This window comes from Alteromonas aestuariivivens, from assembly GCF_003367475.1.
In the GTDB taxonomy this organism is placed as follows: domain Bacteria; phylum Pseudomonadota; class Gammaproteobacteria; order Enterobacterales; family Alteromonadaceae; genus Alteromonas; species Alteromonas aestuariivivens.
Window position 1 is genome coordinate 245,093 of the sequence record NZ_QRHA01000004.1, and the last position, 26,285, is coordinate 271,377.

A 26,285-nucleotide genomic window follows, 5' to 3' on the forward strand; every position below is an offset into this window, starting at 1 on the left:
ACTCTTAGTGTTGGGAAGATTGAGGCGGTGTTTTCTCTGTTGCCTGGATGAAGTGACTTCGGTGCATCAGCCAGCGAACACCAATAATATCAAGCACCCCTGCCCACCCCCGGTTCCCGGCAGTGTATTTTGATTCGCCACTGACACGGGGCCTGTGATTGACCGGCACGGTCAGAACTTTCCCTCCCAGCCGTTTTACCAGCGCCGGAATATAGCGGTGCATATGATCAAAGTAGGGTAACGATTTGAATGTGGCGGCGGGCAGCAACTTGATTCCACAACCGGTGTCGGGAGTGTCATCGTGCAACGCCCATTGGCGCACCGAATTGGCAATCCGGGACTGGATAAGTTTCCAGCGAGTGTCCTTGCGCTTCTGGCGATGGCCGATTATGCAGAAATGCGCCTCGTCCTGCTTTTCCGCCAGTTCTATAAGCTGTTGAATATCTGCCGGGTCGTTTTGCCCGTCTGCGTCCATGGTGACAATCCATTGGCCATTTGCGGCCTGCACCCCGGTATATACTGCAGCACTCTGGCCGCAACAACTGGCATGACAAAGTAAGCGGCAGGTAAAGGGCAACGCGGGGGCCAGTGCCAATACCTGCTCCCGGGTATCGTCGCAACTGCCATCGTCGACAACGATGACTTCCACGGATTGGGTGTGGGGTACTGCCTGGGCAATTTCTTCGAGCAGACGTGTGAGGTTATGAGCCTCTTCTTTTGCCGGCAACACCACACTGAGATTAAATGAGCGCATATCAATCTGGTCTGAACAGAGTTTACGCGAATGTTAGACAACCAATATTAAGATAACCTTAAATTGACCAACCCCAAACGGGTATTACAGTAGCCGCTCCAAAACTTAGGGCGGTTTATTGCCGTTTTGCATGTTTAAAATTCAAACTCCAGCGCCATACGAAGGGTATGGTCTTTGTTGTCACCATTTAACCCGGTAATAAACCCCAGTTCCCACTTGAGTTGCTGCTGGCCGTCAAACCGTTTTATGCCCATGAACGCGGGCCCTATCCCCAGGTAGTCTTCCGCCGCGTAGAACTCTACCGCAGGCTGTACTTCCGGGATCCATCTGTAACGGTATTTGAGCTTAAATTCGCCTTCCCATTCATCATTGATTTGAGCGCCCCATTCGTACACGACCTTAATATTTGTGGTCAGGCTGGTGCGCCCAAACTCCTTCTCAGTGAGAAGGCCTGCTGTGGCTTCCCAAATGTCCTCATGATGCTGCTTTTCCACTTCAAAAAGCAGCCCCCAGTCTGCCCAGTACTGCCCCTGCTCAGTCAGCATCCAGCGCGCTTCAAGCTCATACCCCTCCAGCCCAAAATCGCCGTAATCGTCCCTGGCCCCGACAATATAAGCTTCCAGGATCACACGCTCCGAAAGCGCATGCCCGAACGCAAAGCGCTGTTGAAGCACGTTACCGTTGTCATTCTGGCGGGAGGTCAGACGCCACTCGAACTCCCGCTCAAAAGGCAACACATATGGATGGTATACCTTGTCGACAATGAAATTATCCGCCCACAGTGGCAGACAGGAAAAACCGGCAATCAGCATCCCTGTGCGCAGTAACCACACTTTCATAACCACCTCGCAGTATGACCCGAAGCCGGAGCCCCACGCATCACCAGCCGGGCGCAGAATAGGGGCCCAACCAGCGTTAACACATAAATCAGCAAGTAGAAAAGAGACGGGGTCGCCTCATAGCCAAACAAGGCGTTAAAAAGATGCCCGTATTCGCTGTCGTCCGCTACCCAACGACTGGTGTCCCACAATCTGGATTGATTCGGTACATAATCAATTTGTTCAAGCAACGCTGCAACAGGCGCAATTTGCCCGGCACAGAACAATAGCAGGATTAACCACTTGAATTTTGTGCTGCCCAGAGGGGAAATTAGCAAATACAGTAAAATAGCCAGGCAGGAGCTGATTCCAAGCCCGATAATGATGCCAAAGACCAGGTTAAAATCGCTGGTTTCCGTCGGCCAGTAGGCCACTGAATAAATAAGAAAATGAATGGCATTAGGCGCAGTGAGTGCAAGCCCCAAAATCCACACAGAGACAGCAGGCGGTTTTCCGTTGCTGGCTGCAGCCCTACCAAGGCAAACACACAAGCTTCCCAAGGCCACCATCAGAGTCGCAATTTTTAATAGTTCCAGCCCGGCTCCGGCCGCCATTTGGCTGAGCCAGTCCAAATTGAAATAGAGCACGATCGCCAACAAAATACCCGATCCGACAGACAAAGGCGGTATTCTGGCGGACATCCCGGGCAATGCTGACAAATAACTGTAAAGCAGAAAAATCGGCAAGGTATCACGAATGAACAGGATCACGGTGTTAATCAGCATTCGAACCCTCCACAATGTCTGTCACCTCCACGATACCTACTGCGGTATTGGGATGATATTCGCCGAAAAACTGATACTCACCCGGCGGCAGCGGCCCCACGAAAATGGTGGCCCGGCTGTGCCCAAGCACCACTTTTTCACGGTTCAAATCAAAGCTGTCAATTTCCTCAGGTGTGTCGTCGTGATTCACAAAAATGATTTTCACTTTGGTATTAGCCGGAATGGTGACCCGTTGAGGAATGAACAAATGATTACGAATTTCAATAACCGTTTCCGGCAGGGCCCAGGCAGACGCAGCAGTCAATCCGAATATCAGGCACAGCAAAGCATTAATCCGAATCATTTGTCCGTTCACCTTCCGTGTGAGGGAATATTACCCTGACCCGCAAACCGCCCAATGGCGAATCTCCCAGCTCAATTCTGCCATTGTGAAGCTGAACAATTTGCCCCACTATCGCCAGACCCAGGCCGCTGCCATGGGATTTATACCGGCTGTCCTGCTGATCGCGGTAGAAACGCTGCATTACGTTTTGGCGCTCTTCCAGCGGAATACCTGGCCCTGAGTCCTCCACGTCAAGAACTACCTCCCCAGTATGCTTACGTATCGATACCCTCAGCAGCGCCGCTTCAGGAGAATACGCAATGGCATTGGCCAACAGGTTCTGGATCAGGGTGTACAGCACAAATTCATTGCTGATTATCGTAACCGCGTCACCGTGCAGCTCAATCTGTTGCTGCTTGCTCTCTATCTTACTGTACAAGTCAGTAATGACCTGCTGAGCCACCTGGTAAAGATTGGTGTCAACACGCTGGGACTGAAACATCTCCGGGCTGGTGCGGCTGAGCAACAGAATTTGATTGACCACGTGAATCATTCGATTTGTGTCCTGCTGCAATGACGCCAGTTTATCCTGTTTGTCACCGAGCTCCTGAGCCAGATTGTGCAGGTTGATTTTCATTACGCTTAAGGGCGTGCGTAACTCGTGCGCGGCATTGGATGCAAACTGCTGTTCCCGTTCAAAAGCATCGTGCAACCGGCCGAACATTGAGTTGAGGGTGGTGACCACCGGCTGCAGCTCCTGTGGAACCTTGGCCAGGCTGATTTGAGACAAATCTTTCCCCTTGCGCCCGGACAACTGTGCAGACAGCCGCTTTAACGGGCTAAGCCCCCAGGACACAGCCCAGAACACGACAAATGCCAGCACAGGAACGCTGAGAACGGCGGGCATTACCGACGATACCGTCATCGATTCGGTCAGTTCGAAGCGATTCTGCAGCGGTTGCGCCACCATGATCCAAATTCCCTGCGGACCGATATGCCTTACGTGGGTACGCCAGCGTGTGTTATCAAAATTGCGGTCCGAATATTCTTCTACCTGCGGAGCCATGGGAGTGAGTGGTGCGTTGGCCGAACGCTCCAGCAAAGTGTCGTTCTGCCATATCTGAAAAGCGATGTCTGTGGTTCGAATACGCTCGCTTTGTATGTGATGGCTGCTGGCAACGGTTTGCAGCACACTTTCCAATTCACGGTCGAGCAACTCAGAAGAGACATTCATGGTTGCCCGATAACCGTGAATGGCGGCCGCAAAAATGATCACCACCAGCGAGCAGATCAGTAACAGGGTAAGGTAACGGCGCATTGATGCCATAAAATCAATGAGTTACCTTATTTGGAATGCAATATCCCACCCCGCGCACCGTTTTAATAAACCCTTCCGGCAATTTCTTGCGCAGATGATGAATGTGCACTTCAATGGCGTTACTGGCAATTTCCTCACCCCATTCGTACAGACGTGATTCCAATTGCTGTTTGGACTGAATGCGGCCGGCATTTTCCATCAATACTTTGAGCAGCATTAGTTCACGGCGGGGCAATTCGACGGGCGTACCTTCCATTGCCAGTTCGTATGTCTGGGTATTCAGCGAAACACGGCTAATTTCAATCAGTGCACTGTTGGCAGTTCCCAACCGCCGCTCCATCGCCCTGAGTCTGGCCAGCAGTTCGTCCATCTCAAACGGTTTGGGTAAATAATCATCCGCCCCGGCGTCAAGACCGAGTATTTTGTCGGTAACTTTGTCCCGCGCTGTAAGAATAAGCACAGGCATGGCTGGAAAACGGCGTCGTAATTGCTTCAGTACTTCCAGACCATCCATATCCGGTAACCCCAAATCCAGAATCACCATATCTGTCTGTTTGGCCTGGAGCGCATTCAATGCAACCTGGCCGCGATAAACACAGTCCACCACATAGCGGGCATTGCGCAGTGACCTGGCCAATGCATCCGATAATGGCGCGTCATCTTCTACCAGCAGTACACGCATTCAAGGTTCCCGAACGATATTACCTGTAAGGTCAGCCTAACCCACATTACTTAAATTATCCTTAACTATAATAAAGCTAACCGCACCCGCTTAGTAATTTCCATCCCATACTTTGTTGCACCATACGTTTGTTATATAGTCATAAAAAGTAAAAGTGCTAGACTATCTTTGAATACAAACAGTACGATAGCTTAGAAATCAAGGTGCTGAGGAGCGCAGGATCGGCAGGCTGGAAAGCCCGAAGACTTCTCGGACACCAACACTCAGTAAATCACGGAACGTGTTTTTCTGTACAGGTGCACCCCAGCGCACGGTGCTTCATACTGTCAGGCAAATAACCGGGCAACCAACCTTCCTGATTTACAAGGATAATCACAATATAGAAGTAACTTATGCTAGGCACCTCCGGACACCAACAGGCTCTCGACCAAATTTCATCGCTACTGCGTAGCCATTCCTCATTAATGGACGCCTACCAGAGTCTTGAGCCCATGATCCTGAAATTGTTTGGGGCTGGCCGCATGAGTATCTTTCAGCGCCGACGTCAGCATCAGGACCTGGTTGCACGTTTCAAAACGGGCAAGGAAACCCTGGAAATCAAGGTGCCTATCAGCCCCATGTCCATCGCTGGTTATGTTGCCCTCTCGCAATTGCCATTGATGATTGCCGACCCCTACGACGCCGCCGAACTGCAGCAAATTCACCCGCGCCTTCGCTTTGCCGATAAATTCGACAAAACCAGCGACTTTAAAACTGACAGTATTCTGTGCTTGCCTATTCTGAATGCCGGCGTGATGATGGGGGTGATGCAAATCATCAACAAACAGAATGGCAAGTTTGATGACCAGGACCTGGAACTGGCTAAAGAGCTGACCGCCATTCTGGGCAACAAGTTCCGCTATGAACTTGGCGGCACCAATGGCCCGTTTGACTTGCTGGTGCATCAACAGGCCGTTACCGAAAAAGCCCTTAAAGATGTAATCGACACCTCCCAGGATCACCGTCATGCGGTGCAGCGCATGATTTCCGAATTGCGTTTATCGGAAGAACTGATCGGTAACTCATTGTCGATTCATTACCAGGTACCGTTTGTTCCTTTTCTACCTGACAAATACCACTTGTACCAGAGTGACAGCCGTCTCAACCTGTCCTATCTGAAACGCAACTTTGTGGCGGTGCTGGCTGATGTGCGGGACAAGCCCATCGTGCTTATGGCTGAGCCAAACAACGCGGCGCTGCTGATGGAAATTGAGAGCGCACTTGGCATTGACAGCTACGACATTGCCGTGGGTTTACCCAATCAAATCATGCAATACCTCGGCGGCGGTGGTGGTGGCGCTGCGCCAGGTGAGATGAGCGAGATTCTGGATGAAATTGGTTCATCCGTTGAAGAAAGCGAAGACCAGGTAGACGAACTGTCTGACGATGCCCCGGCAGTTGTGCGTTTGGTAAGCCGAATTCTGCACGATGCCAAGCGCCTGAATGCATCTGATATTCACATCGACCCGGAAAAAAGCGGCCCAACACGGGTTCGTATGCGGGTTGACGGCGTATGCCGCGATATGAACCAGATCCCGCAGTCACACCACAGCGCAGTAATTGCCCGTATCAAAATTATGTCCAACCTCAACATTGCTGAAAAGCGGGTGCCGCAGGACGGCAAACTGGCATTCAAAATGTCGGGGCAGACGGTAGAAGTGCGGGTTGCGACCATTCCCACCGTAGCCGGTGAAGGAGTGGTCATGCGTATTTTGGCTGCCGGTGGTGCCATGCCAATTGAGAAGATGAACATGTCACTGGCCAACATGGAGCGACTGGAAGGCATGATCCAAAAACCCCACGGCATTTTGCTGGTTGTGGGGCCAACCGGTTCTGGTAAAACCACTACTCTGCACGCCATTCTTGGTTACCTGAACACGCCGGAGAAAAAAATCTGGACCGCCGAGGACCCGGTGGAAATTACCCAGCCTGGTCTTCAGCAGGTGCAGGTGAGCCCGAAAATTGGTTTTACGTTTGCCAATGCGCTGCGGGCATTTTTGCGGGCTGACCCGGACATCATCCTGATTGGTGAGATGCGGGACAAAGAAACCGCCCACGCCGGTATTGAGGCGTCACTGACCGGTCACTTGGTATTATCTACACTGCACACCAACTCCGCTCCGGAAACCATTACCCGTCTGCTGGATTTGGGGCTCGACCCGGTCAACTTCTCCGACGCCTGTGTGGGCATTCTGGCTCAACGTTTGATTCGAACCCTGTGCGGAAAGTGCAAAGAGAAATATCAGGCCAGCGACGACGAGATTGCCTTTATTGAGCGCCAGTACGGCCACGAGTTTGTCGGTGAACTCAAACTCAGCAAACCGTTGCAGCTGTATCGGGCCAAAGGGTGCGATGAATGTGGTGATACCGGTTACCGTGGCCGAACCGGCGTACATGAACTATTGGGTATGACACCGGCGCTGCGTTCGATGGTTTATAAAGAAGCCAGCGTGGCCGACATGAAGGAACAGGCCATGAACGACGGTATGCGCACCCTGGTTCAGGACGCCATTTATAAAGTGTTGAAAGGCGACACCGATCTGGCACAGGTGCAGATTGTCGGGGGTGGGGACTGATAAGCCCCCTTTATAGCTGTGCTTACGGCTTAACCAGTTTTACTTTTTCAAATACCGAAGCATCCAGGTAGCCCAGATTTTTATCACCATTCACCGGGGTGATTTCCCATGAACCCATGAAGTGCTCACGCTGCGGGCTGCCATCGTTATCGCAATAGGCCAGCATAAATCCAATAACCTTGTCAGCGCTTAAAGTTACCGGCTGACCGGGCTCTGTGTGCGTATAGGTATCAGGATAAACCCGTACCGCCACTTCCCAGGTGATGGTGTAAGGCGCAACCTCAGAACGGGTCCAAACGCTGTCTACATGGTCATTGTGCAGGACTACTTCATCGCCGGTAAACCCGCGATCGGCATTATTGCCATCCAGCGCTATGTGGTAGGCGAATGCGTTATTGCTGAAACGATGGGGACCACCCGAAGCATCCTCATCCACAAAAATTTCCAGCGTATCATCATCCCAGTAATGATCCCGTGGGTCAGGATGCGTATCGATCAGCACGTCATCAATGATTTCCACCAGCAGGTACAGTTGCTGTTCATCCCACATCAGCTTGAAGCGGGCTGAAAAATCCTCCGGTGCAGGTACGGTACCAACCATATGTTTGTCCAGTGGTCGCCACCGGGACTGCTGCCAGGCAGGGTCGCTTCCATCACCGTCAACCGCTATTGGCTGGGTGGCGTACTTTACTGGCTCCAGTGTACTCGCTGTGGCTGCCTCCACTGAAAACAGCAAAATTGCTGCCATGAATGAAAACTGAAATCTGTTCACCTGTTGCGCACCCGTTTAATCGCTTTATTTTCTGGAATCCGATACTAGTTCAGTTACTGCGGGTGGTAAACAGGCAAAGCAGCAGAATGCTTAACGCGGCCGTTACGATTTTTCATCACAATGGTTGCAGATTTTCTTCCTGCTGAGCGGCGTACCGGGCCTGATACTGACTCGGGGTAACGCCATAAACCTCCCGAAAACAGGTGCTGAAGTAGGAATGGTTGGCAAACCCTACTTCAAACGCCACCTGGGTAATTTGCCCTCCTTTTCTCAATAGGGGCTTTGACTTATGCAAACGGAACCGTTTTAAATATTCAGCAAAATTGTAGTCAAACAACACCGAGAGTTTGCGGTTGAGCTGACGCTCGCTGACCGCCAGCGCCGATGCGGCTATTGCCCGGCTAAAGGCCTCATCAGCATAGTGCTCTTCAAGCAACTGAACAAATTTGACATAGAAGGCCTGTTCCTTATCGTTACCGAATTCGGCAGTATCACCCAATTCAACAACCGGCACCTTGCCGGTTTTAACTTCCCCATTCTGAGCCATAAGTTTTTTTCTTATCTGCAACAGGTTCTCAATTCTTAAGGTCAGTTCCAGTGGCCGCACAGGCTTGGTGAGACAACAGTCTATGTTTGCCCGCAGACTCTCCACTTGCGTAGTCTGATTGGTCAGTGCGGTCAGCATAATAATGGGGACATGGGATAAAACCGGGTCCTTGCGGATTCGTGTTGCCAGTTCAATGCCATTCATTTGCGGCATCTTGCAATCCGTGAGGATCAGGTCCGGGCGCAGGACACCGGCCACTTCCAGCGCCTGCACGCCGTTGCGGGCAACCGCACACCGATAGGCCTTCTGCAAAATGGCTTTTAGGTAATCCCTCATTTCATCGTTATCTTCCACAATCAGGATGACTGGCTTCGAAATAGGGCCTTCTGCATCAGGATGCACCCGGGCAATATTTTCCTGCCCTCCTTCAGAAGGAGCGTTCGGTAGCATGCGGGCATACTTATGTGAATTGAAATCAAACATGGGTAAATTGACACAGAAGCAGCTGCCTTTACCCACTTCACTTTCAACTGAAATCCAGCCTCCATTTGCCATAACCAACTCTTTTACCAGCGCCAATCCTACCCCGGAGCCTTGTTCGTCTGCCGTATTATCCAGCCTGGTGAAGCGTTTAAAAATTACCGCCAGCTGTTCCGGACTCATCCCCTTGCCGGTATCCCGTATGCGCATGGTCAAATGAAGCTGATGACACTCCGCAGTGATTTGAATGGTGCCGCCATTGGGCGTGTACTTCACCGCATTGGAAAAAAGATTTGTGATGATCTTTTCAAGACTGTCGACCAGAAGTCGGATTGGCCCACTGCCGTTCAATTTGAATTCAACGGTATGATTCTTGAAATCAGCCAGCGGCTTAATTTCATTTATGATCTGCGGCAGTGACTGTTCTACCGTATAAATTTGCCGGGGCTGAAGCCGAATGGATTCAAACCGCTCAATTTCCATTAGCTGATCAACCAGCCCCTCCAGGCGTTCGACATTTCGCCTTATGATCTGAAAGCGGTTCGGGTTGTCGGGGCTGTTGGGTTCATCCTGAATTTGCTGTAACGGACCGGTAACCAAAGTCAGGGGCGTTCGCAATTCATGGGAAACATTGGTAAACAGCCGTTGTTTATGCTCCAGCAACCGCTTGATGGATGCGTGACTCTCCTCAAGGGCCTTTTGCTTGTCATTAACCAGCCCATCAAGCTGGATGTCGCGCAGCGCTGCCTCATACCGATAACGCCGATAGGCAAACCAGGCGGTCAGCAGGGCGAACAACACATAAACGGCCATGGCGGGCCAGCTCAGCCAAAACGGTGCTCCTATCCGGATTGGAACCGTGACTATGGGCTGTTCAGACTTGCTGATCGGGTCCAGAACCCTGGCCTGAAATCGATAGGAACCATGCCCCATGGGGGGGAAGCCTACCGTTAATGAGGCACCTGAAAATCGGGTCCACTCCTGCTCTATTCCCAGCATCCGGTATTCTATCTGTTGCCCGGAATGATAAAGAAAATCCGTAAGTGTTATTTGAAAAGAAAGGGAATTATCACCGTGTGCCAGTTCAATTTCAGGTACGTCTGACATTACCGATGAATAAATTAACTCACGGCCACCTTTGTCACTTGAGACATCGGTTCTATGACCTAACCGAACATCTATCCGGCTGATGCGTTTTGCTCGCAGTTCCAGATATCGGTGAACGTCACTGGCAGAAAACAGATAACGCATCCGATCCCCCAAGACCAACATCTGATCGCCAACTGGAATTACACCATTCAATTCAAAGTCAGTATCGAGCACTCCTGTCAGCTGGTTGAGCGGATAAGCCGCCTGCACTGACGGCTCAAACACAAACAACCCACGATTTGTTGCCAGCCACAAATGGTCTTTGAAGTCCCGGGCAGCAAACCTGACATAACGTGACCCACCGGTGATTGAAGGGTCGAGAAACTGGAGTTGCAGGTCCTGTTCTTCGAAATACGCAAGCCCTTTTCCCGAAGTGCATACCCAGATTTTATTCTGTGCTTCGAGCAGACAGTTCACTGCTGTTGTTCTTAAACGCTCATCATCCACCGTATTCCAGGAAAATTTTGAACGCTGAACATGCAATCGGCCAAAAGCATCGACGACATACAATTCCCTGCCACTGCTATAGAGTGCATGGATAACGTCAGCGGGTGCCGCAAACTGGTCAGCTTGCTCTCCCTCTCCACTGATTACATGGAAATCTTTGCCATCATAAACAAGTATATTGCCCTGTTCGTAACGCATGGCAAAGCTGTGTGGGGAGGAGCAATAGGGCAGCAAGCGGCGTTGCGCAGGTTCTGGTAGCGAAAAGGTATACTCGAGATCACGCTGACATTTGGCGTTTATTGCAGCTGGCAATTCCGTGACTGGTGTTCTGGACTCTATAGCTCCGGACTCCTGGTTCATACGGTAAAGCAGGTGTTCAGAAACCACCGTTATGGTGTCATCTGCAGCGCGCAAAACCGAGAGTACCTTATCGGTAAAATACTCCCTGTTTTCAGTTATATAATTAAAACTTTCTGCCAGCGCCGGAACCGTAACCAAACCCGGCAGAGGGGCATAAAAAAGCAGTTCCTGATGCGCCGTTTCACCAAGTGCCATCACCATCTGGGTATCGGTTCGCGGAATGATCGGGTAAAGCCAGGCCGGCTCCTTGAGTGAATTTGTTGTTGTATCCAGCCGGAAAAGACTACCCGCTGCAACCCATAGTGAGCCACTGCGATCCACTATCATCCGGTGTACACCTTGCTGAAAAACTGCAGCATCCTCAAACGGAAAAAATCTGGACAGTCCGGATTGGCGTTCATACCGATAAACCCCGGTATCTCCGCCAAGGTAAATTGTGTCTCCCGAGCTCACCAGCGAGGACAGTCGTGACAGTTTGGAAAAGTGGGTCTCCGAATCCAGCGCACGGACATTTCCCTTCTGGAGGTTAAAAATGATCAGCTGCTGGTTTTGAACAAATGCCAGTTCATTTTCAGACACGGCCTCGATCTGCGACAAGTGCGCAATCGGATTGTCAGAGATTTGCGTGTAGACCCGCTCAACCTTTTGCTCAGAGGGGTTGTAGAGAATCAGCCCGGTTCCAAAAGAGATGACCAGCCGGTTTCCCACCATGGCGAGCGCCACGGCATAATGGATGTAGGGATGCGCTATATCAGCTCTGAGAATCTCAGAGGTATGGTTGGGAAGAACAAAAACACCACCGCCAAATTCTGCAATCCAAAGATTACCGTCCTGATCGGATCGCAGAGAGGAAATATACCCCTGTCCTAATGGGCTGTTTGCATGGTCAAAAACACGGATGGTTGCACCGGTAATTTGAAACAGGCCATTTTCGGCACCCAGAAATACGGTGTCTCCCACGGTCTCAATGTCTCTGACAATGCCCGTAGGGTGGCCTCCCACCATTGTTTTACCAGTGGCCGGAAAATTCTGTGATGCGCACCATGGAACCGCACTTAACCACACAATCAAGGCACACACCAGATGCGATGTAAGCCCCGTATACCGTGTCATTTGTCTAACACACATTCCCTTTTTACTTCATAGCTGCAGGCATCTATAACGCCTGTAAATCAATCCATTACACGGACAACATGGCATCCCTGGGTTGAATTTGTCAACCTGATTGTGCCGTAAATGACCAAGAACAGTAGTTACGCACACCTACTGCGGACTGCACAATGGGTCGTCGCCCGATACGCAAAATTCTGGCTAAATAGAAGAAAACCATTTGTGCAGGCAATTCACCGCTGCCAGTGTTTTAACCGGAATATGCTCCTGTTTGGGCGTCACGGCATACACACTGTAGTCGGGTAATTTCCAATCCGGCAACAGTGGTATCAGAGTTTCATCGCGCAAATAATGCCGTACTTCAGGTTCTGGCAAAACTGCGTAACCAATGCCGTCGCAGGTTAGCTGAATTAGCGCCTGCATGGAATTCACCACCAGTCGGGAAGGCGGCAGGGTATAGGGAGCGTTGTTCAGATTTTCGAGATTATAGTGCTGCAGGTTCTTGTGAGTTAAATGACAATGCCCTTCAAGCTGTGTGGGGGATTGCACATCCATACGTGCCAGTTGGTGCAACCGCGACACACACAGGATCCTGCGCCAGCTGGCCAGATGATGTGCAGTATGATCAGCGTCGGACATGGAACGAAAACACAAGGCCAAATCTGCCCCGGATGCCATAATATCGCGGGGTTCATCGGTCAGAATCAGTGAAACCTTTATTTTAGGAAACTCACTTGTGAGGTGAGTGAGCGGTTTGCTCAATAACCCTCCACCAAATCCTTCTGGCGCAATTATCCTCAAAGTACCGGATGGTGTAAGCTGCAGCTGCTCTATCTCATGCTGCGCTTTCTCGGCAACGGAAATCAGACGTAAACTGGTGCGGTAATAGATGCGCCCGGCTTCAGTTAAACTCAAGTTACGGGTATTGCGGTTAAATAATGTTAACCCTATATCCTGCTCAAGTTTTCGAAGTTGCTGGGAAATGGCCGATACTGTCATGTGCAACGATTTGGCTGCCGCGCTCATGTTTCCAGTGTCCGCAACCCTCACAAACACCTGTAGCGACCTGAGCAATTTCATGTTCATGGTTGATCAACGTCCATGGTTTATTGTTCTGAAAATCCATTTTCACGTGCGTTTACTACCAGATACGTGACCTTACTGAACCGCATGTTGTGTTGATGGCTAAGTCCATGGCTACCACGATCCTGGTGAATTGTTTCTGATCGGATTCTGAACCATCAACACATTGGTAACCGGAATACAGAATTTCTTGTAAACCCTATATTGTGAAGCGCAAAAAGATACACTGGAGAACAACCCGCTGAAAATTATGATTATATGCAACGGCTACAGACATATGCGGGTGACCTGAGTCTTCATCCGGCTTAAATTAGGCCATGCATTCGAGCCCGAATAGTGCAGAAAATTGGCCGAAAAGTCAGGTTTGAACAAATAATATACTCTTATCGCAAATGATGAACAATCGCATTCAGGAATAAAAACCAGAATGTTCAAACTATTTGTCGCAAAAGTAGCGCCGCCATTCTCAATAAGCTGGCGTAAACAGTTGTATTAAAGAGAAATAAAAACTGATAGGGTGTAGGCCCCATGCACCAATCCCGTTTTAACTCAAACGAATACCAAGTAGTGAAGTTTTTATGGCAACACATTTTGCAACAGTACGTGTCCTGTTCTGCACGTTTTTCACCCTCTTAATTGTCTCCGGCTGTACCACCACCACTAACAACAGCTACGGCCCCAAGCTATTTGCCGACCAGACAGGCCTGACGGCAGTCGTAGTGGCCTACGGGCCGGAAATGCAGGGTCTGCTTGGCCGCATTGAAGCTGATCCAGAGGCCAGAATTGACAACATCGTTCGATTCAAAGGCATTGACTATCGCCTGGGGCACTATCATGACGAACCCATCCTGATATTCGCTACCGGCATGAGCATTGCCAACGCTGCCATGTCAATTCAGATGGCGCTCGACTACTTCCCTGTCAAACAAGTTATCTATATGGGTATTGCCGGTGCAGTGAACCCACAGTGGCAACCGGGTGATGTAATTGTACCCGAGCGTTGGTACTACCATGACGAGAGCGTTTATTCGAATCCGAATCCTGCGGTGCCTGGCGAATACATTCTGCCTGAATACTACGCCAAGTTTATTGCCGAGCAGGAACAGCGCCGCGCCGCTGACCCACACATCCCGAACTACAAGCCTTTTAAATTTATCCACCCGGATGAGGTCCTGATCATTAAGGATGATATGCAGCAACCCCAGGACACGCCTTACTTTTCAGCCACGCCGAGACTGCTGAATGCCGCGCGAAAGGCGTTGTATTCAATGCCAGACCAGATGATTCTGGGGGAGCGCAAGGCTTCGCTGACAGTCGGTGGTAATGGTGTCACCGGCTCGGTATTCCTGGACAACCGGGACTATCGCAAATGGACTCGGGAAGTCTTTAATGCCGAGGTCACCGAGATGGAATCTGCGGCAGTGGGCCAGGTCTGTACAATTAACAACGTTGACTGGATGATCATTCGTGCCATCAGTGATCTGGCCGGTGGTCAGGAAGGCGTCAACGTTGAGCATATCTACGATCAGGAAGTATCCCGCGTCGGCGCAAACGCCCTGTTTGCGGTATTGGACGAACTGGCCAAATAATTTATGTTCCCGGCCGTAGGGTACCTCAGCGCACCCTACGGCTTTTCTGGCGCAGACCAGCCATATTTCAGGTTCATTTTCCCCTCGGTTCACTATTCACAAACTGCCTGTTTTTTAGCCCAAAACGATTGACATCACCTGCGTATCTGGCTACTTTCTAATTTCCTCGCCGAGGTTTTTTCGGTGACAATAATAACAGTGCAGTCAATTCTGTTTCGGTTAGTTACTCAGTCGAAATTTGAAGGATTACGGAATTGCTGCATACAAGGATGATACTGTTTTTTCTTTCACAAATGACTCGGCCCGTTGTATTTCTGCAGTGCCGTAACCTCCTCCTCGTTTGTGCAACCTCACTACAGTCGATCATCCTGACCAACACACCGATGCGGTCATCTGGAGCGGGCCAGAACGCATATGCAAGAGGCCTTTACCTCTGGTACAGCCAATTGCGTTTGTAGACATCATCAATATTAACAGGATGTTAATGTGAAACGGTCAATCGCTACGGTGTCTTTATCTGAAGACCTTGAAAGTAAGCTGGCGGCAATTGCAAATGCAGGATTTGAAGGTGTTGAAATCTTCGAAAACGATTTACTGCTCGCCAATCATTCTCCCAAACAGGTCGGTGATCTCATTCGCTCGCTCAACCTCACTGTGACCTCATTACAACCTTTTCGTGATTTCGAGGCCATGCCGCCTGCATTTCGAAGCAAAAACATCGAACGTGCCCAACGCCGCTTTGAGGTGATGTCTGATCTGGGCACCGACACTCTGATGATTTGCAGCAATGTGTCAGATCACACCATTAATGATCCCATGCGGGCAGCGGAAGATTTGGCACTGCTTGCAGATTTAGCTGCCCAATATGGCTTTAAACTGGGTTATGAAGCCTTATCCTGGGGGCGTTACGTGAATGATTATCTGGCGGCCTGGGAAATCGTAAAGCTGGCTGACCGGCACAATCTTGGTATTGTGCTGGACACCTTTCATATCATGGCTCGCAAAACGCCAATAGAGCCCATTCGAAGCATCCCCAAGCACAAGATCACGCTGGTACAACTGGCTGATGCACCATGGATGCAACTTGACCTGCTCCAGTGGAGCCGGCATTTCCGCTGCTTTCCAGGGCAGGGAGAATTCCCGCTGAATCCGTTCTTCGACGCTTTGCAGGCGACAGGATATGATGGCTACGTCTCTCTGGAAATATTCAACGATGAATTACGTAACGCGCCCTGTGACTCTGTCGCGCTGGATGCAAGCCGTTCCCTGTTATGGTTGGACGAACAACGCTACCGCGAAAACCCACAGTCCCCATCGCTCTGGAACGACCCCTTGCGTGGAATCATGCCACCCGCCAATGTAGAGCAGATTGGTTTTATGGAACTGGCCCTCAGCCAGCAGCACGGGGAATTTATTAAACTATTGAAATCAATAGGTTTTCAGCATATTTATCAGCATAAAAATAAAGAGGTTCAGATATATCAGCTTAATGATGTCTATTTCGTGGTCAACCGTGAACCAGACAGCTTTGCTCAGGCAGGTACACTGAACACTTCTGTAGACAGCTGTGCAATCGGATATTTTTGTCGTGACGTAGAAGACATGTCTGACCGTGCCAGACAGCTGGGGTTTGTCCCCTATAAAAGTAATGGTGCAGCCGGTGAATTGCCGTTTCCGGCCTTTCGTAACAATTCCGGTAAGCTGATGTATTTTTCTACACCAGACAATTTTATACGCATCCTCAATAGTCAGTTTGACACACTGCCGGCAGAAACCATGCACTCTCCCAAGGCTATGCCGATAACCCGGCTTGATCATGTCGCAGATTTTGTGCCTTTCAACGAGTTTCTGTCTTCGGCCATGATGTACCGAACCTTGTTGGGGTTTGAACTGGACCCGGTTCAGGACGTATTCGATGTACAGGGCGCTCTGCTCAGTCGGACTGCTCACAGCCAGGATCGCAAAGTCAGACAAAACATCATAGTTAACAAGGCTTCTGTTGGCGTACCTCCTTTTTACGCATACGGTCAAAAGCAGGCGGGGCTACAGCATATGGCGTTTGCCTGCACTGATATCTTTCAAATGCTGCAGGCTCTTCCCCACAATGTGATTTTGCCCATTCCTGAAGAGTACTATCAGAGCATTCAGCACAAGAATCTGGTTGAGGATTCGGTTCTGGATAGAATGATGTTTTTCAGCGTTCTGGTAGACAGCAGCGACGACGGCCTTTTTTTCCATGCCTTCACCAAGCAGGTTGATGGGGTGTACTTTGAATTCGTGCAACGCGTTAATTATGAGGATTACGGTGAAAACAACAGTGCCATTCGAAGCAAGGCTCAGGTTGTGTCGAGCCTTTAATTTGTTGTAGAGGTCTTCCCGGAAAGTATACCTGGCTACATTACCGCACCGTTCTGACAATATTAATGGTGCTGGTAGCCAGGCGAACCTCTATAAGAAATACAATCAGTGCACTGATCAGGAGCAACATGGCAAGAACAAACAAGGTGACTATCAACACCTTGAGATCAAAGTGCCACAGTTCACCTGCAAACAGACAAACGATTACGGTACATACCATCAATGCAGAAGCAACGCACAAGCCGATTGCCCAATTGATTACTTTTACCCTTCGCCAGAGAACAAGAATCTCCAGTCTTATTCGGGCTGTTCGCTCACGGTCACCCCAACTGTCTATGTTGAGTTCCGCCACCCTGACCCTATCGGATATGCGCCCTAAGCGGCCCGACATCACATTGAGAAAACCTGCAATGCCGGCCAGCAAAAATACCGGAGCGACGGCTATTTCAATCAGTTTTGACAACGAAGGAATGATGGCGTCCAAAGGGGTTCCTGATAATGTAAGGCACAATAGCCCATAATATAAATGCTGGTTTTGGTGTCAATGATTACGCCAGAACACACAGCCCGGCAATTGACCGGGCTGTGTGTTGACTGATTAAAGCTTTCACTTATAACGCTACTGGCGAACACCTTCAACGTGCAGACTCAGTTCTACCACCTGAGAGGCGGGCCCCAGGTCATAATCAATTCCGTAATCTTTCAGCGCAAAGCTGGTCGTGCCGCTAAACCCCGCCCGATAACCGCCCCAGGGATCCTCACCCTCACCAATTTTATACGCCATTATGGTAATGGGCTTGGTCACGCCATGAAACGTGAAGTTTCCTGTGATTTGCATAGATCCATCATCCTGTGGCACCACGCTGCTGCTGACAAATTTTGCCTCCGGATAATCATCCACTGCGAGGAAATCATCCCCTCTCAGGTGTTTGTCACGCTCCGCGTGATTTGAATCCACACTGTCAGTCTGAATACTGATGCTTACGGAAGAAGTTTCAGGCTTGTCTTCATCGTAACTGAAGGTTCCGCTAAACTCGTTGAAGCGTCCCGTTAGCCAGGAATACCCCAGATGCTGAATTTTGAAGTTAATGGACGCATGAGCCCCTTTCGTATCAACAACATAATCTGCAGAATTTGCCGCACCTGTGAAACACAGGGCCGCCAAAGCCAATGTCAGTTTATTCACCTTTTTCTCCTACTTGCGATTGTAAACCCAACATAAGCTTCAATGTTGGATGCTTGTCTAAAAAATGATGCTTTAATGCGCCAAGAGCGTGTACGCACACCAGTCCGATCAAAGTCCAGGCAACATAGAAATGAATATCACCTGCTACATCTTCCTGATTTTCAAACAGTTGCCCAAGTGCGGGCACAGAAAACCACCCAAACACATCAATTCCCCTTCCGTCCGCTGTCGATATTAAATATCCGCTGAAAAACAGGGCAAAAAGAAGCACATAAATAACTATATGGACAACAGAGGCAAGGTATTGGGCCTTCCTCGGGCCATACCTCACGGGTCGGGAACTTTTCAGCCTGAGTACTATTCTCAAGAGCGTTACCAATAACAGCAGTATGCCAACACTCTTGTGCAGGAAGGGGGCTGTTTTGTACCAACTACTATAGTAGTTGAGACCCACCATCCACAAACCGGATGCGAACATGCCAAAAACAACCAACGCCGTCAGCCAGTGAACAATAATGATAGCCAGCCCCCAGCCGCGAGCGGATTCTGTATGTTGCATGACGTTCTCCTGAATTGCCCGGTGTTTATTTGTACCGGTAAATACACTAACCCATAAGCCGCAATACGAAAATAGCGACTTATCGAGTCTATGTTTCGAAAAACCCGAATATTGTGATTGTTGTCACAGCCATGCGCCCCAAAAAGGCGCTGCAATCCTTCGACTATAAGGATCTCACCAAGGCAACCGTCGGTGATGTTATCGATCGCGATACGCATGAATTTCTGTGTGATCAGCGTAAGTGACATCGCCCGACAACTCAGGTTACCAGTCGACATACAGGTTCAGCCCTCGTTCTTGGAACTGTCAAAAGTATTGGCCGCCTAACCAGAGTTCAATAACGTATGTGCAGCGACCTGCGACACAATGGCTACTGCCGCAGGCTCCTGTCTCAATTGAATTCATGTACCGGTTACTGTGATTCTGCGACCTGTCCGGATCCGGCTTAACCCGGACCGCAGATTTGGCATTTGTGGCTCTACTGCCACATACTTAACATTCATTGGGAGAGGGCATTCATTTCCAGCCGGATAACGCCAAACGTTTTCAGGACGTCGTCCGCTTTCTAACGAAATACCCCTGACACAGAGCACCATGAACCTAATCCATGGAGACTATTGCATAACCCGCTCGGGTAACATAATGCTGATACACGCTCGCGGGCCATGGAACGCAGAGTGTGTGGAGGCATTCGGGCAGGATTACCGGCAGGCGATGACCACGTTGGGAGCCGGAAAATGGGCCGATCTGATCACGCTGATAGGCGAAAGTCTTTTCACTCCGGACGCTGAGTCCAGCCTTCGAAACCGGATTGTGCAAATTCACCAGTTGGGATTAACTCACGTTGCACTGAATTTGACCAATAGCACCGTTCAATTGAGTTCAATAATGCAAAGTCAGCGTTTATACCGGGGCACCTCAATCAGTTTGAACACATTCTCGCACCAGCAGGAAGCTATGGATTGGCTGAAGACACAGGGTTTTTACACCTGCGATGATGAGACTCATCAGCACCAGGAAGCAGTAAAGAAGCTGAATAGCGCTTGAACTACAGGCAAATCCAGTAATAGAAAGGGCTTTTTTAAAAATAAATTCGCACTAACCGCATTTATCACGGTCGTAATAAAAGATTAATAATACAAATTATAAAGCTGGAACGATTCTGGCAGGTGTATTCACCGAAGCATCAATTGGCATTTGGCAGTAACACCAAACCAGTAAGCAGTATTATTTTGGGAGTGCTCTACAATGACAATAGCCAACAACCCACCCGCAGTGGTGATGAAAGCCTTTACCTGGGCTTATGAGGAGCTGTCGCTCACCTGCAGCGAAGCCGCCCTGATGCTAGGGATTAGCGAACAGGCTCTGCGTCAGACAGCACTGGTCGGATTCAGTTGTGATTCCGAAGAAAGCAAACAGCAGCTCGCATTTATCCGGCTTTACCATCAATTGTATGCGCTTTGCGACGGTGATACTGACACCATGACCCAGTGGTTTCATCAGTATCAGGAAGACATTAAAGGCGTCCCCAAGCATTTGTGCATAAACATCAAGGGTATCCGAACTTTGAGCGACTATCTGAGTAACAGATCTGAATTGGGAAACGTTGAATCGCTGCAGGGCAACTTCGTGCAACCCGGCGGTGCATTTCAGCAGCTGGTCGCACGCTGACGCTTCAAGAGCACATTACGCTGGCTGCTGATTCCAGCTGTACTCGTTCGGATGGATTAAGTCCCGAAAGCCCGGTGATATCTGACCTCGCCCTTGGGAACTACACCCCGAAACCGCAATGCCATAAAGTAATGCTCGGGAACTCCGGGAAGAGTAAGTTCGGGGTGCACACGGAAGCCGAATCTTTCATAAAAGGCCGGCTCGCCAAGCAGGACAGCGCCATCAGCAGGCAATTTTTGCAACGTTTCAATACAACTGAGAACCAGCTTACTGCCGAGCCCTTTGTGCTGTTCTGAAGGCACAACTGCAACGGGTCCGATTCCATACCAGTTGACTGTTGCGCCATTTACAGTGACCGGTGAAGCTGAAATGTAACCGACAATGCGGCCATCCAGTTCCGCCACTCTTGATACAGAAAGGGCTTTTTCCTGTCGCAGAAGATCAACAATCAGATGTTCTGTATGGTCGGAGTGGTCTGCCGATTTAAACGCGCTCTTTATGACTTCACGGATAACCGGCAAATCATCGGGATGCTCGGGGCGAATGGTCAGTATCATGACAGTATTCCGGTTAGTACCCGGGTTGCAGAGCGTGAATCGCCTGACAACCTTTTGCTGATTAAATCAATAGCACAGGTGCGGCTGAACAACCAGCTGCAACGCACAGGATCCTACCAGCGCAGGTCTTTTTCACACGGAATTCCGTCATTATCACCGTCCAACTTGGTATTCGGGCAATTCTGCAGGAAGAATTCCGCTTCCTCCCGGGACGTCATCTGGCTGCAGTACTGACGCTCATCACATCGAAATACCCTTCCGAAGTTTTTAGAAGACGCTCCTGAACCAGAAAGGTACGCCGACGACGCATCAAAGGTATCAAGAGTAACAATCGGCTCGTTTGAAACAGGAGCCTGGGTAAAATAGTTAATAATCAGGGCAGTTAAAATGACAAATAAATGCTTTTTCATAACGACACAACTCATTCATGCATGTGAGAATAAATCACCCGGAGGGTGCGCTGAAGGTTTTGCTTGGCAATAGGCCAGAAGATCGAAATGTTATCGGTATTGTTCTGTTCGCAATCCAACATCAACCGACTCGACATGTCATTTAAAGGCTCGGCATGAATAGGCTCGATCACTTTAATCAGTTTGCGGGTCGATAGCAGGATCTGACGATGATCGTCTTCCATTACCGCCTTGTCGGTATCGTTCATGGCATTTTCCAGGCCCGTCATTAACTTGGTCAATGACGTTCCAAGTGAACCCACCTGGCGGTTTTGTTGTAAATAGGGCAATAAATCAAACCATAACTGTGGCTCTGGAGGCATCTCCAGTTTGGCGTATTCTGGCTCAGGTCGTTTGACTGCTGTGGATTTCTGTTCGCGGTGCAGCTCTGCCTTCTGCGCGTCAATAAGCACCTGCTCCTGATTGGCCAGCTTCTTCTTGCTTGTCTCCAGCTGATTTTGGGCACTCTGCAAGGCCTTTTCCTTATTCGTCAGCTGTGACCGGCTTTCTTTCAGTTCCTGCTCCAGTTGCTTAAGCTGAAGGTTAAGGTCGGACTGACTGCTGCCCTGCTGAGACAAGGAAGCCTTGGTAGACTGATATTCTTTCTGCACTGCCTCAAGCTGCGCCGTGAGGGTTGCCTGTTGCTGTTTGAGCGCTGAAATACTCGATTCATTGTCTTTCAGAGCCTTCTGCTGTTCCACCACTTGCGACTGTAACTGGGCTTCACGCTGCTCCTGCTGCTTCAGTTTGTCTGCCAGGCTCTCAGCCTGGGCTTTAGCGTGATTTAGCTCCTGCTGCAGTTTTTGTTCCTCTGACTGAGTTTTGGAAACCTTGGCTTCAGCGTCTGCCAAATCAGCCATACTTGACTGCAATTTGGTCTGCATCTGCGAATTCTGCGACTGAGCCTGTTTCAGTGCCTGTTGCAGCTGTTGCTTCTGGGCTTCAATTTCTTCGTGATGTTTGCGCCATTGCTCGTCCGAGCCAGCCATCAATGCCTGCTGTTTGGCAGCCCGCTGCTCTACATCAGACAGTTCTGATTTAAGCTGCGAAAGCATGTTTTGCTGTTCCATTCGCGCCAGCTTCTCTGCATCCACCTGCTTCTGGTGTGCGTCCAGCTGCGCCTGAGCTTTATCCAGCTGAGCCTGCTTCTCAGCCAGCTCCTGTGCCAGCGACTGCTGCTGGTTTTGCCAGTTTTTATCGCTGACCTGCATAGCCTGACGCTGTTCATCAGCCTGGGCCTGCATGTCCTCAAGCTCATTTTTAAGCTTGTTGAACAAAGCCTGCTGACGGGCTTTTTCATCTCTTTCGGCCTGCGTTTGCTGTTTGGCGTCGTTCAGGAACTCTTCGGCTTTTTGCAGTTGCGCCTGCTTCTGAGCCAGGGCGGCCTGCAGTTTTTGCTGCTGTTCTTTCCATGCCTGATCCGCTTGCGCCACTTGTTGTTGCTGCTGCTCAGCCCGCTTCTGAACCTGCGCCATTTCTTCCTGCAAACGCGCAAGGGTATTTTGCTGCGCTTCTTTTTCGCGCTTCTCCTGTTCTGCCTGCTTTTGCAACTGTTCCAGAGTCAACGCAGTTTCACTAAGCTGAGCCTGTTTCGATCTGAGTTCATCCTGCAACTGCTTGGCATGCTTCTCCATGTCGCCTTTTTGCTGTTTCGACATCTCTTCGAGCATCTGCATTTCATGCTGAAGATGGTCGATATGGCGGGCTTTACCCGCCAGCTCCGACTCAGCCTTACGGCATGCCAATTCCAGCTCACGGCGCTCTTTTTGGGCCTGTTCACTGGCCTTGCGCTGATTCGCCAGTTGTTCTCTGAGAGAATCACTGACCTGGCTGGAATTCTGCAGTTCTGACTGCAAGGTTTGAATCTGATGACTGACAGCAGCCATTTGCTGATCCTTGTCACTGATCGATGAACGTAAACGCTCTATCTGGCTGGCGTAACTGTCAACCTGTTGTTGCTGCTCTTTGCGTGCCTGTTTTAGCCGCTCCGTTTCCTTGCGGCTTTCATCCAGCTGCAACTGGGCTTCCTTATGCTGCTTTTCACTGTATTGCAGTGCTTCGGCTATCTGGTTACGCTGCTTCTCCAGACGCCCGACCTTTTCACCGGATTGCTGAAGCTGTGATTCCAGTTCACTGTTAGCCTGCTGACTTCTGGCAAGCAATTCCCGGTTTTGTTCATAGTCCTGCTGCAGGCTAGCCAAATGCGAGCTAATGTCTTTATGAGCCTGCTGAAGATCGGAAATGGTAGAAATCTTTTCCGACAGGTTATCTTCAGCAGATTTCAGGCGCTCTGCGGTATCAGCAAGGTTTTGCTCAGTTTGCGCCAAAGCCTGGGACTGCTGCGCCAGTTTATCCTGGTTATTTTTCAGCAACTGCTGCTTCTCTGCCACTTCCTGCTCGGCAGCCTGTCTTAGCTTAACCGCTTCAACCCGTGCGGCATTTGCCTGCTCAACAGCCCGTAAATCAATCCAGATACAGATCACCGACTGCAAAACGCCGTCCCGGAACACCGGAATGAATGTAGCTTCAGTAGGCAGTATCTGGCCCTGATAATGATGCTGCCAGTCAAAGGTCAGTACCTGTCCCTGCTCACGCACCAGTGTCAGTTTTTCAGACAAGGCTTTAGCCTGCTGCTCTGTTGCGTTTAACTCAATGCTGTCCGGACGGCGTCCCAGCAAGTCTTCTTCCTGGACACCAAAGAAGGCACAGGCTGCAGTGTTTAACTGTGTGAACCCGTCATCCCCAAGTAACGCCACCGGCGCACTGGTATATTTAATGAGACGCTCAAAGCGATTGTTGAGGTATTCCTGTTCGGCTCGACCGCCGACCCAGCACACATACTCCTCAGGAATTTCACGGATTTTACTTGCGTAGAGCGTGGTTGAGACCGGTTTGTCATTGACATCTTTGAGGCTGGCGGCAAATTCATTCAGGGCATCGTGGCGATGCAGTTTGCGGGCAGCAGTAGCGGAATGTTCGGAATTGGCGAACAACTGATAAAAAGAGCGACTTTTGAGTTCGTCCGACTGCAGCCCCAATTGTTTGCACAGCGTCTGGTTCACTTCGGTCAGCTTGTCATTGCCGTCAAACACGGCAATCCCCATCGGGGCACGATCCATAAAGGTTGCCAGTCGATTTTCTGCTTCACTGAGCTCCTGCTTGAGTTCATAGTGCTCTGTGAGGTCGCGAACTATCCCCACCATCCCAATGCGTTTAGTATCGATAACAATCCACTGCAAGGTGACATGCAAGCGCTTTTCACTGCCGTCACTTCTGTTCAGTGTCACTTCGCTGCGCTTGGGCATCATGCTTTCTACTTTACGGTGTAAAGCTTTGAGTTCATCGTTGAAACATGCCAGTTCCTCAATGTGCTTTCCTTTAACCCGCATGGGTTCTGCACCAAACAAGGTGGCAAACGGGCGGTTGCAGTCTACCAGGCGGTCATCACCATCGAGGAAATAAATCGCTTCTGCTGAAGCTGCTGACAGTGTCTGCAAGCGACGGGTAACATCGGACACCTGCGCTTTCAAATCGTATTTCTGTGCCAGGCTGGTCACCACCAGATGCCCTATGGGCGCGTCACTTTCCCGGGTATGCGGAGCAACAGAACCGCTAAGCATGACCGGTATGCTGCCTTTAGGCGATATCAACTCGGCTTCCACCGCTATGGTCTGCCCTTCTGCCATGTCACTGAATGCCTGGGTCACATCACCACGGGATGTTTCGCTGAACAAATCAAAAAATGCCTCATCTTTTCGCTCTGAAGCTGCATTTTCTCCCAACCAGATCCCAAACTGGTGATTAACTGAAACCTGCTGCTGACCGAACTGTATCTGCACCAAACCAAACTCTGCCTGATCCGGCAGGCCCAGAATGTGCTGCTGCATATCAGTTTGATAGTCCAGTTTCTGTTGGTAGGGATGCACATCTTCCAGACAGACCATTGCGCTGTAGCCGGTTACATCGGGCAAGCGAGGGTTTATGCGTAACAGATAGTGGCGATTGCGGCTGGGCAGTAGGCACTGCAGGCGTTGCTCACGGGTCCCGTTAAGAATTTGCTCAATTTCACTGTGGTGTTGTTCTGGCAATAAATCAATAAGTTGTCGGCCATATAAAGCTTCGGCTTTGCAGCCCAGCAGGTAGGCGGCACTTCGATTGGCAAATGCAATGCCACCCGTATCGGTAAGGAAAACCACGCCACTGCTGAGGCTGTCAAGCTGCTCGGTGCGCTGATCAAGAATCTGTTCAGTACCCGCTGCCTTGGTGCGCATTCTGCGTATGCCTAAGTGTTGGATAAGAACAGTTATCAGTAACGCAGCCGTAACCAGCAGTACCGCAGACGCAGCAATTTGAAACACGTCAGAGGGTAATTGTTGCAGGGGAGCCGTAAATGCCAGTGCAGGGCTGGCAAAGGCTGCTGCCAGAATACCTGAAAGGGCCCATTTTTTACCTGTCCGGACATTTCGAAGGTTCGCCTTCCCCTCTCTTTGAGCCAAACTGCGCATGATTAATACCTTTTTACACCACCGGGATCTTTGAATGCACAACTATAAGGATTTTCTGGCGAAATTTTAGATAGTATTCATCGACAAGGTGTGAAAAATGATACCTTTCAACTGCCGTTGACAGGCAGTCCGAAAGCTTCCGGCAACCGGTTTATGAAAAACCGCACCT

Annotated in this window: 21 protein-coding genes; 6 read left to right on the forward strand and 15 right to left on the reverse strand. The window is 50.0% G+C overall.

Annotated features, from left to right (window positions below; translation table 11 throughout):
• Positions 1-4 precede the first annotated feature (4 nt).
• The 6 genes from DXV75_RS07195 to DXV75_RS07220 form a co-directional block, all read right to left on the reverse strand.
• Positions 5-754, reverse strand: a complete 750-nt coding sequence (locus DXV75_RS07195; protein WP_115592717.1) for a glycosyltransferase family 2 protein — start codon at positions 752-754, stop codon at positions 5-7.
• Positions 755-888: 134 nt separating this feature from the next.
• Entirely contained in the window at positions 889-1,593 is a 705-nt protein-coding gene (locus tag DXV75_RS07200; RefSeq protein ID WP_115592718.1) for a hypothetical protein, read from the reverse strand.
• Complete coding sequence (locus DXV75_RS07205; protein ID WP_115592719.1) at positions 1,590-2,357, reverse strand: FTR1 family protein; 768 nt, start codon at positions 2,355-2,357, stop codon at positions 1,590-1,592. The genes DXV75_RS07200 and DXV75_RS07205 overlap by 4 nt, the downstream gene beginning before the upstream one ends.
• On the reverse strand, positions 2,347-2,700 hold the full coding sequence (locus DXV75_RS07210; protein ID WP_115592720.1) for a cupredoxin domain-containing protein: 354 nt from the start codon (positions 2,698-2,700) through the stop codon (positions 2,347-2,349). Before DXV75_RS07210 ends, DXV75_RS07205 begins: the two co-directional genes overlap by 11 nt.
• Positions 2,687-4,006, reverse strand: a complete 1,320-nt coding sequence (locus tag DXV75_RS07215; RefSeq protein ID WP_115592721.1) for an ATP-binding protein — start codon at positions 4,004-4,006, stop codon at positions 2,687-2,689. The genes DXV75_RS07210 and DXV75_RS07215 overlap by 14 nt, the downstream gene beginning before the upstream one ends.
• 4 nt (positions 4,007-4,010) lie before the next feature.
• Positions 4,011-4,679 carry a response regulator gene (locus tag DXV75_RS07220; RefSeq protein WP_115592722.1) on the reverse strand — a complete coding sequence of 223 codons (669 nt, stop codon included), beginning with the start codon at positions 4,677-4,679 and terminating at the stop codon, positions 4,011-4,013.
• A 392-nt stretch (positions 4,680-5,071) separates the two neighbouring features.
• Here DXV75_RS07220 and DXV75_RS07225 point away from each other — a divergent pair, with 392 nt between their 5' ends.
• Positions 5,072-7,294 (forward strand): GspE/PulE family protein, encoded by a 2,223-nt coding sequence (locus DXV75_RS07225; protein ID WP_115592723.1) that lies wholly within the window; start codon positions 5,072-5,074, stop codon positions 7,292-7,294.
• Between the two features lie 22 nt (positions 7,295-7,316).
• On the opposite strand, the gene DXV75_RS07230 is transcribed toward DXV75_RS07225, so the two are convergent.
• From DXV75_RS07230 to DXV75_RS07240, 3 genes are all read right to left on the reverse strand, one after another.
• Complete coding sequence (locus DXV75_RS07230) at positions 7,317-8,042, reverse strand: sugar-binding protein (RefSeq protein WP_115592724.1); 726 nt, start codon at positions 8,040-8,042, stop codon at positions 7,317-7,319.
• Positions 8,043-8,181: 139 nt separating this feature from the next.
• Positions 8,182-12,162: an ATP-binding protein gene (locus tag DXV75_RS07235; protein ID WP_181898376.1), complete on the reverse strand. Its 3,981-nt coding sequence runs from the start codon at positions 12,160-12,162 to the stop codon at positions 8,182-8,184.
• 198 nt (positions 12,163-12,360) lie between these two features.
• Positions 12,361-13,245 carry a LysR family transcriptional regulator gene (locus DXV75_RS07240; RefSeq protein ID WP_115592726.1) on the reverse strand — a complete coding sequence of 295 codons (885 nt, stop codon included), beginning with the start codon at positions 13,243-13,245 and terminating at the stop codon, positions 12,361-12,363.
• Between the two features lie 575 nt (positions 13,246-13,820).
• On the opposite strand from DXV75_RS07240, the gene DXV75_RS07245 reads away from it, so the two are divergent.
• A complete protein-coding gene (locus tag DXV75_RS07245; RefSeq protein ID WP_115592727.1) occupies positions 13,821-14,831 on the forward strand; it encodes a 5'-methylthioadenosine/S-adenosylhomocysteine nucleosidase family protein in 1,011 nt (336 codons plus the stop codon).
• Between the two features lie 486 nt (positions 14,832-15,317).
• Complete coding sequence (locus tag DXV75_RS07250) at positions 15,318-17,189, forward strand: sugar phosphate isomerase/epimerase and 4-hydroxyphenylpyruvate domain-containing protein (RefSeq protein ID WP_115592728.1); 1,872 nt, start codon at positions 15,318-15,320, stop codon at positions 17,187-17,189.
• 40 nt (positions 17,190-17,229) lie between these two features.
• Here DXV75_RS07250 and DXV75_RS07255 read toward each other — a convergent pair whose 3' ends face one another.
• The 3 genes from DXV75_RS07255 to DXV75_RS07265 form a co-directional block, all read right to left on the reverse strand.
• A complete protein-coding gene (locus DXV75_RS07255; protein ID WP_115592729.1) occupies positions 17,230-17,673 on the reverse strand; it encodes a DUF2721 domain-containing protein in 444 nt (147 codons plus the stop codon).
• A 135-nt stretch (positions 17,674-17,808) separates the two neighbouring features.
• Positions 17,809-18,375, reverse strand: coding sequence for a YceI family protein (locus DXV75_RS07260; protein ID WP_115592730.1), 567 nt, complete (start codon positions 18,373-18,375; stop codon positions 17,809-17,811).
• Entirely contained in the window at positions 18,368-18,934 is a 567-nt protein-coding gene (locus DXV75_RS07265; protein WP_115592731.1) for a cytochrome b, read from the reverse strand. Before DXV75_RS07265 ends, DXV75_RS07260 begins: the two co-directional genes overlap by 8 nt.
• Before the next feature lie 113 nt (positions 18,935-19,047).
• On the opposite strand from DXV75_RS07265, the gene DXV75_RS17270 reads away from it, so the two are divergent.
• The 3 genes from DXV75_RS17270 (at position 19,048) to DXV75_RS07275 (ending at position 20,605) form a co-directional block, all read left to right on the forward strand.
• Positions 19,048-19,179, forward strand: a complete 132-nt coding sequence (locus DXV75_RS17270) for a hypothetical protein (RefSeq protein ID WP_281268910.1) — start codon at positions 19,048-19,050, stop codon at positions 19,177-19,179.
• Between the two features lie 397 nt (positions 19,180-19,576).
• Positions 19,577-19,981 (forward strand): hypothetical protein, encoded by a 405-nt coding sequence (locus DXV75_RS07270; protein WP_147291806.1) that lies wholly within the window; start codon positions 19,577-19,579, stop codon positions 19,979-19,981.
• A gap of 201 nt (positions 19,982-20,182) precedes the next feature.
• Positions 20,183-20,605: a hypothetical protein gene (locus DXV75_RS07275; RefSeq protein WP_115592733.1), complete on the forward strand. Its 423-nt coding sequence runs from the start codon at positions 20,183-20,185 to the stop codon at positions 20,603-20,605.
• 56 nt (positions 20,606-20,661) lie between these two features.
• Here the strand turns inward: DXV75_RS07275 and DXV75_RS07280 are convergent, their stop codons facing one another.
• The 3 genes from DXV75_RS07280 to DXV75_RS07290 form a co-directional block, all read right to left on the reverse strand.
• Positions 20,662-21,162 (reverse strand): GNAT family N-acetyltransferase, encoded by a 501-nt coding sequence (locus tag DXV75_RS07280; protein ID WP_115592734.1) that lies wholly within the window; start codon positions 21,160-21,162, stop codon positions 20,662-20,664.
• A 113-nt stretch (positions 21,163-21,275) separates the two neighbouring features.
• Positions 21,276-21,572: an excalibur calcium-binding domain-containing protein gene (locus tag DXV75_RS07285; RefSeq protein ID WP_115592735.1), complete on the reverse strand. Its 297-nt coding sequence runs from the start codon at positions 21,570-21,572 to the stop codon at positions 21,276-21,278.
• Positions 21,573-21,583: 11 nt separating this feature from the next.
• The gene (locus tag DXV75_RS07290) at positions 21,584-26,116 is read right to left on the reverse strand and encodes a PAS domain S-box protein (RefSeq protein WP_115592736.1); all 4,533 of its coding nucleotides are present in this window, start codon (positions 26,114-26,116) and stop codon (positions 21,584-21,586) included.
• Positions 26,117-26,285 lie beyond the last annotated feature (169 nt).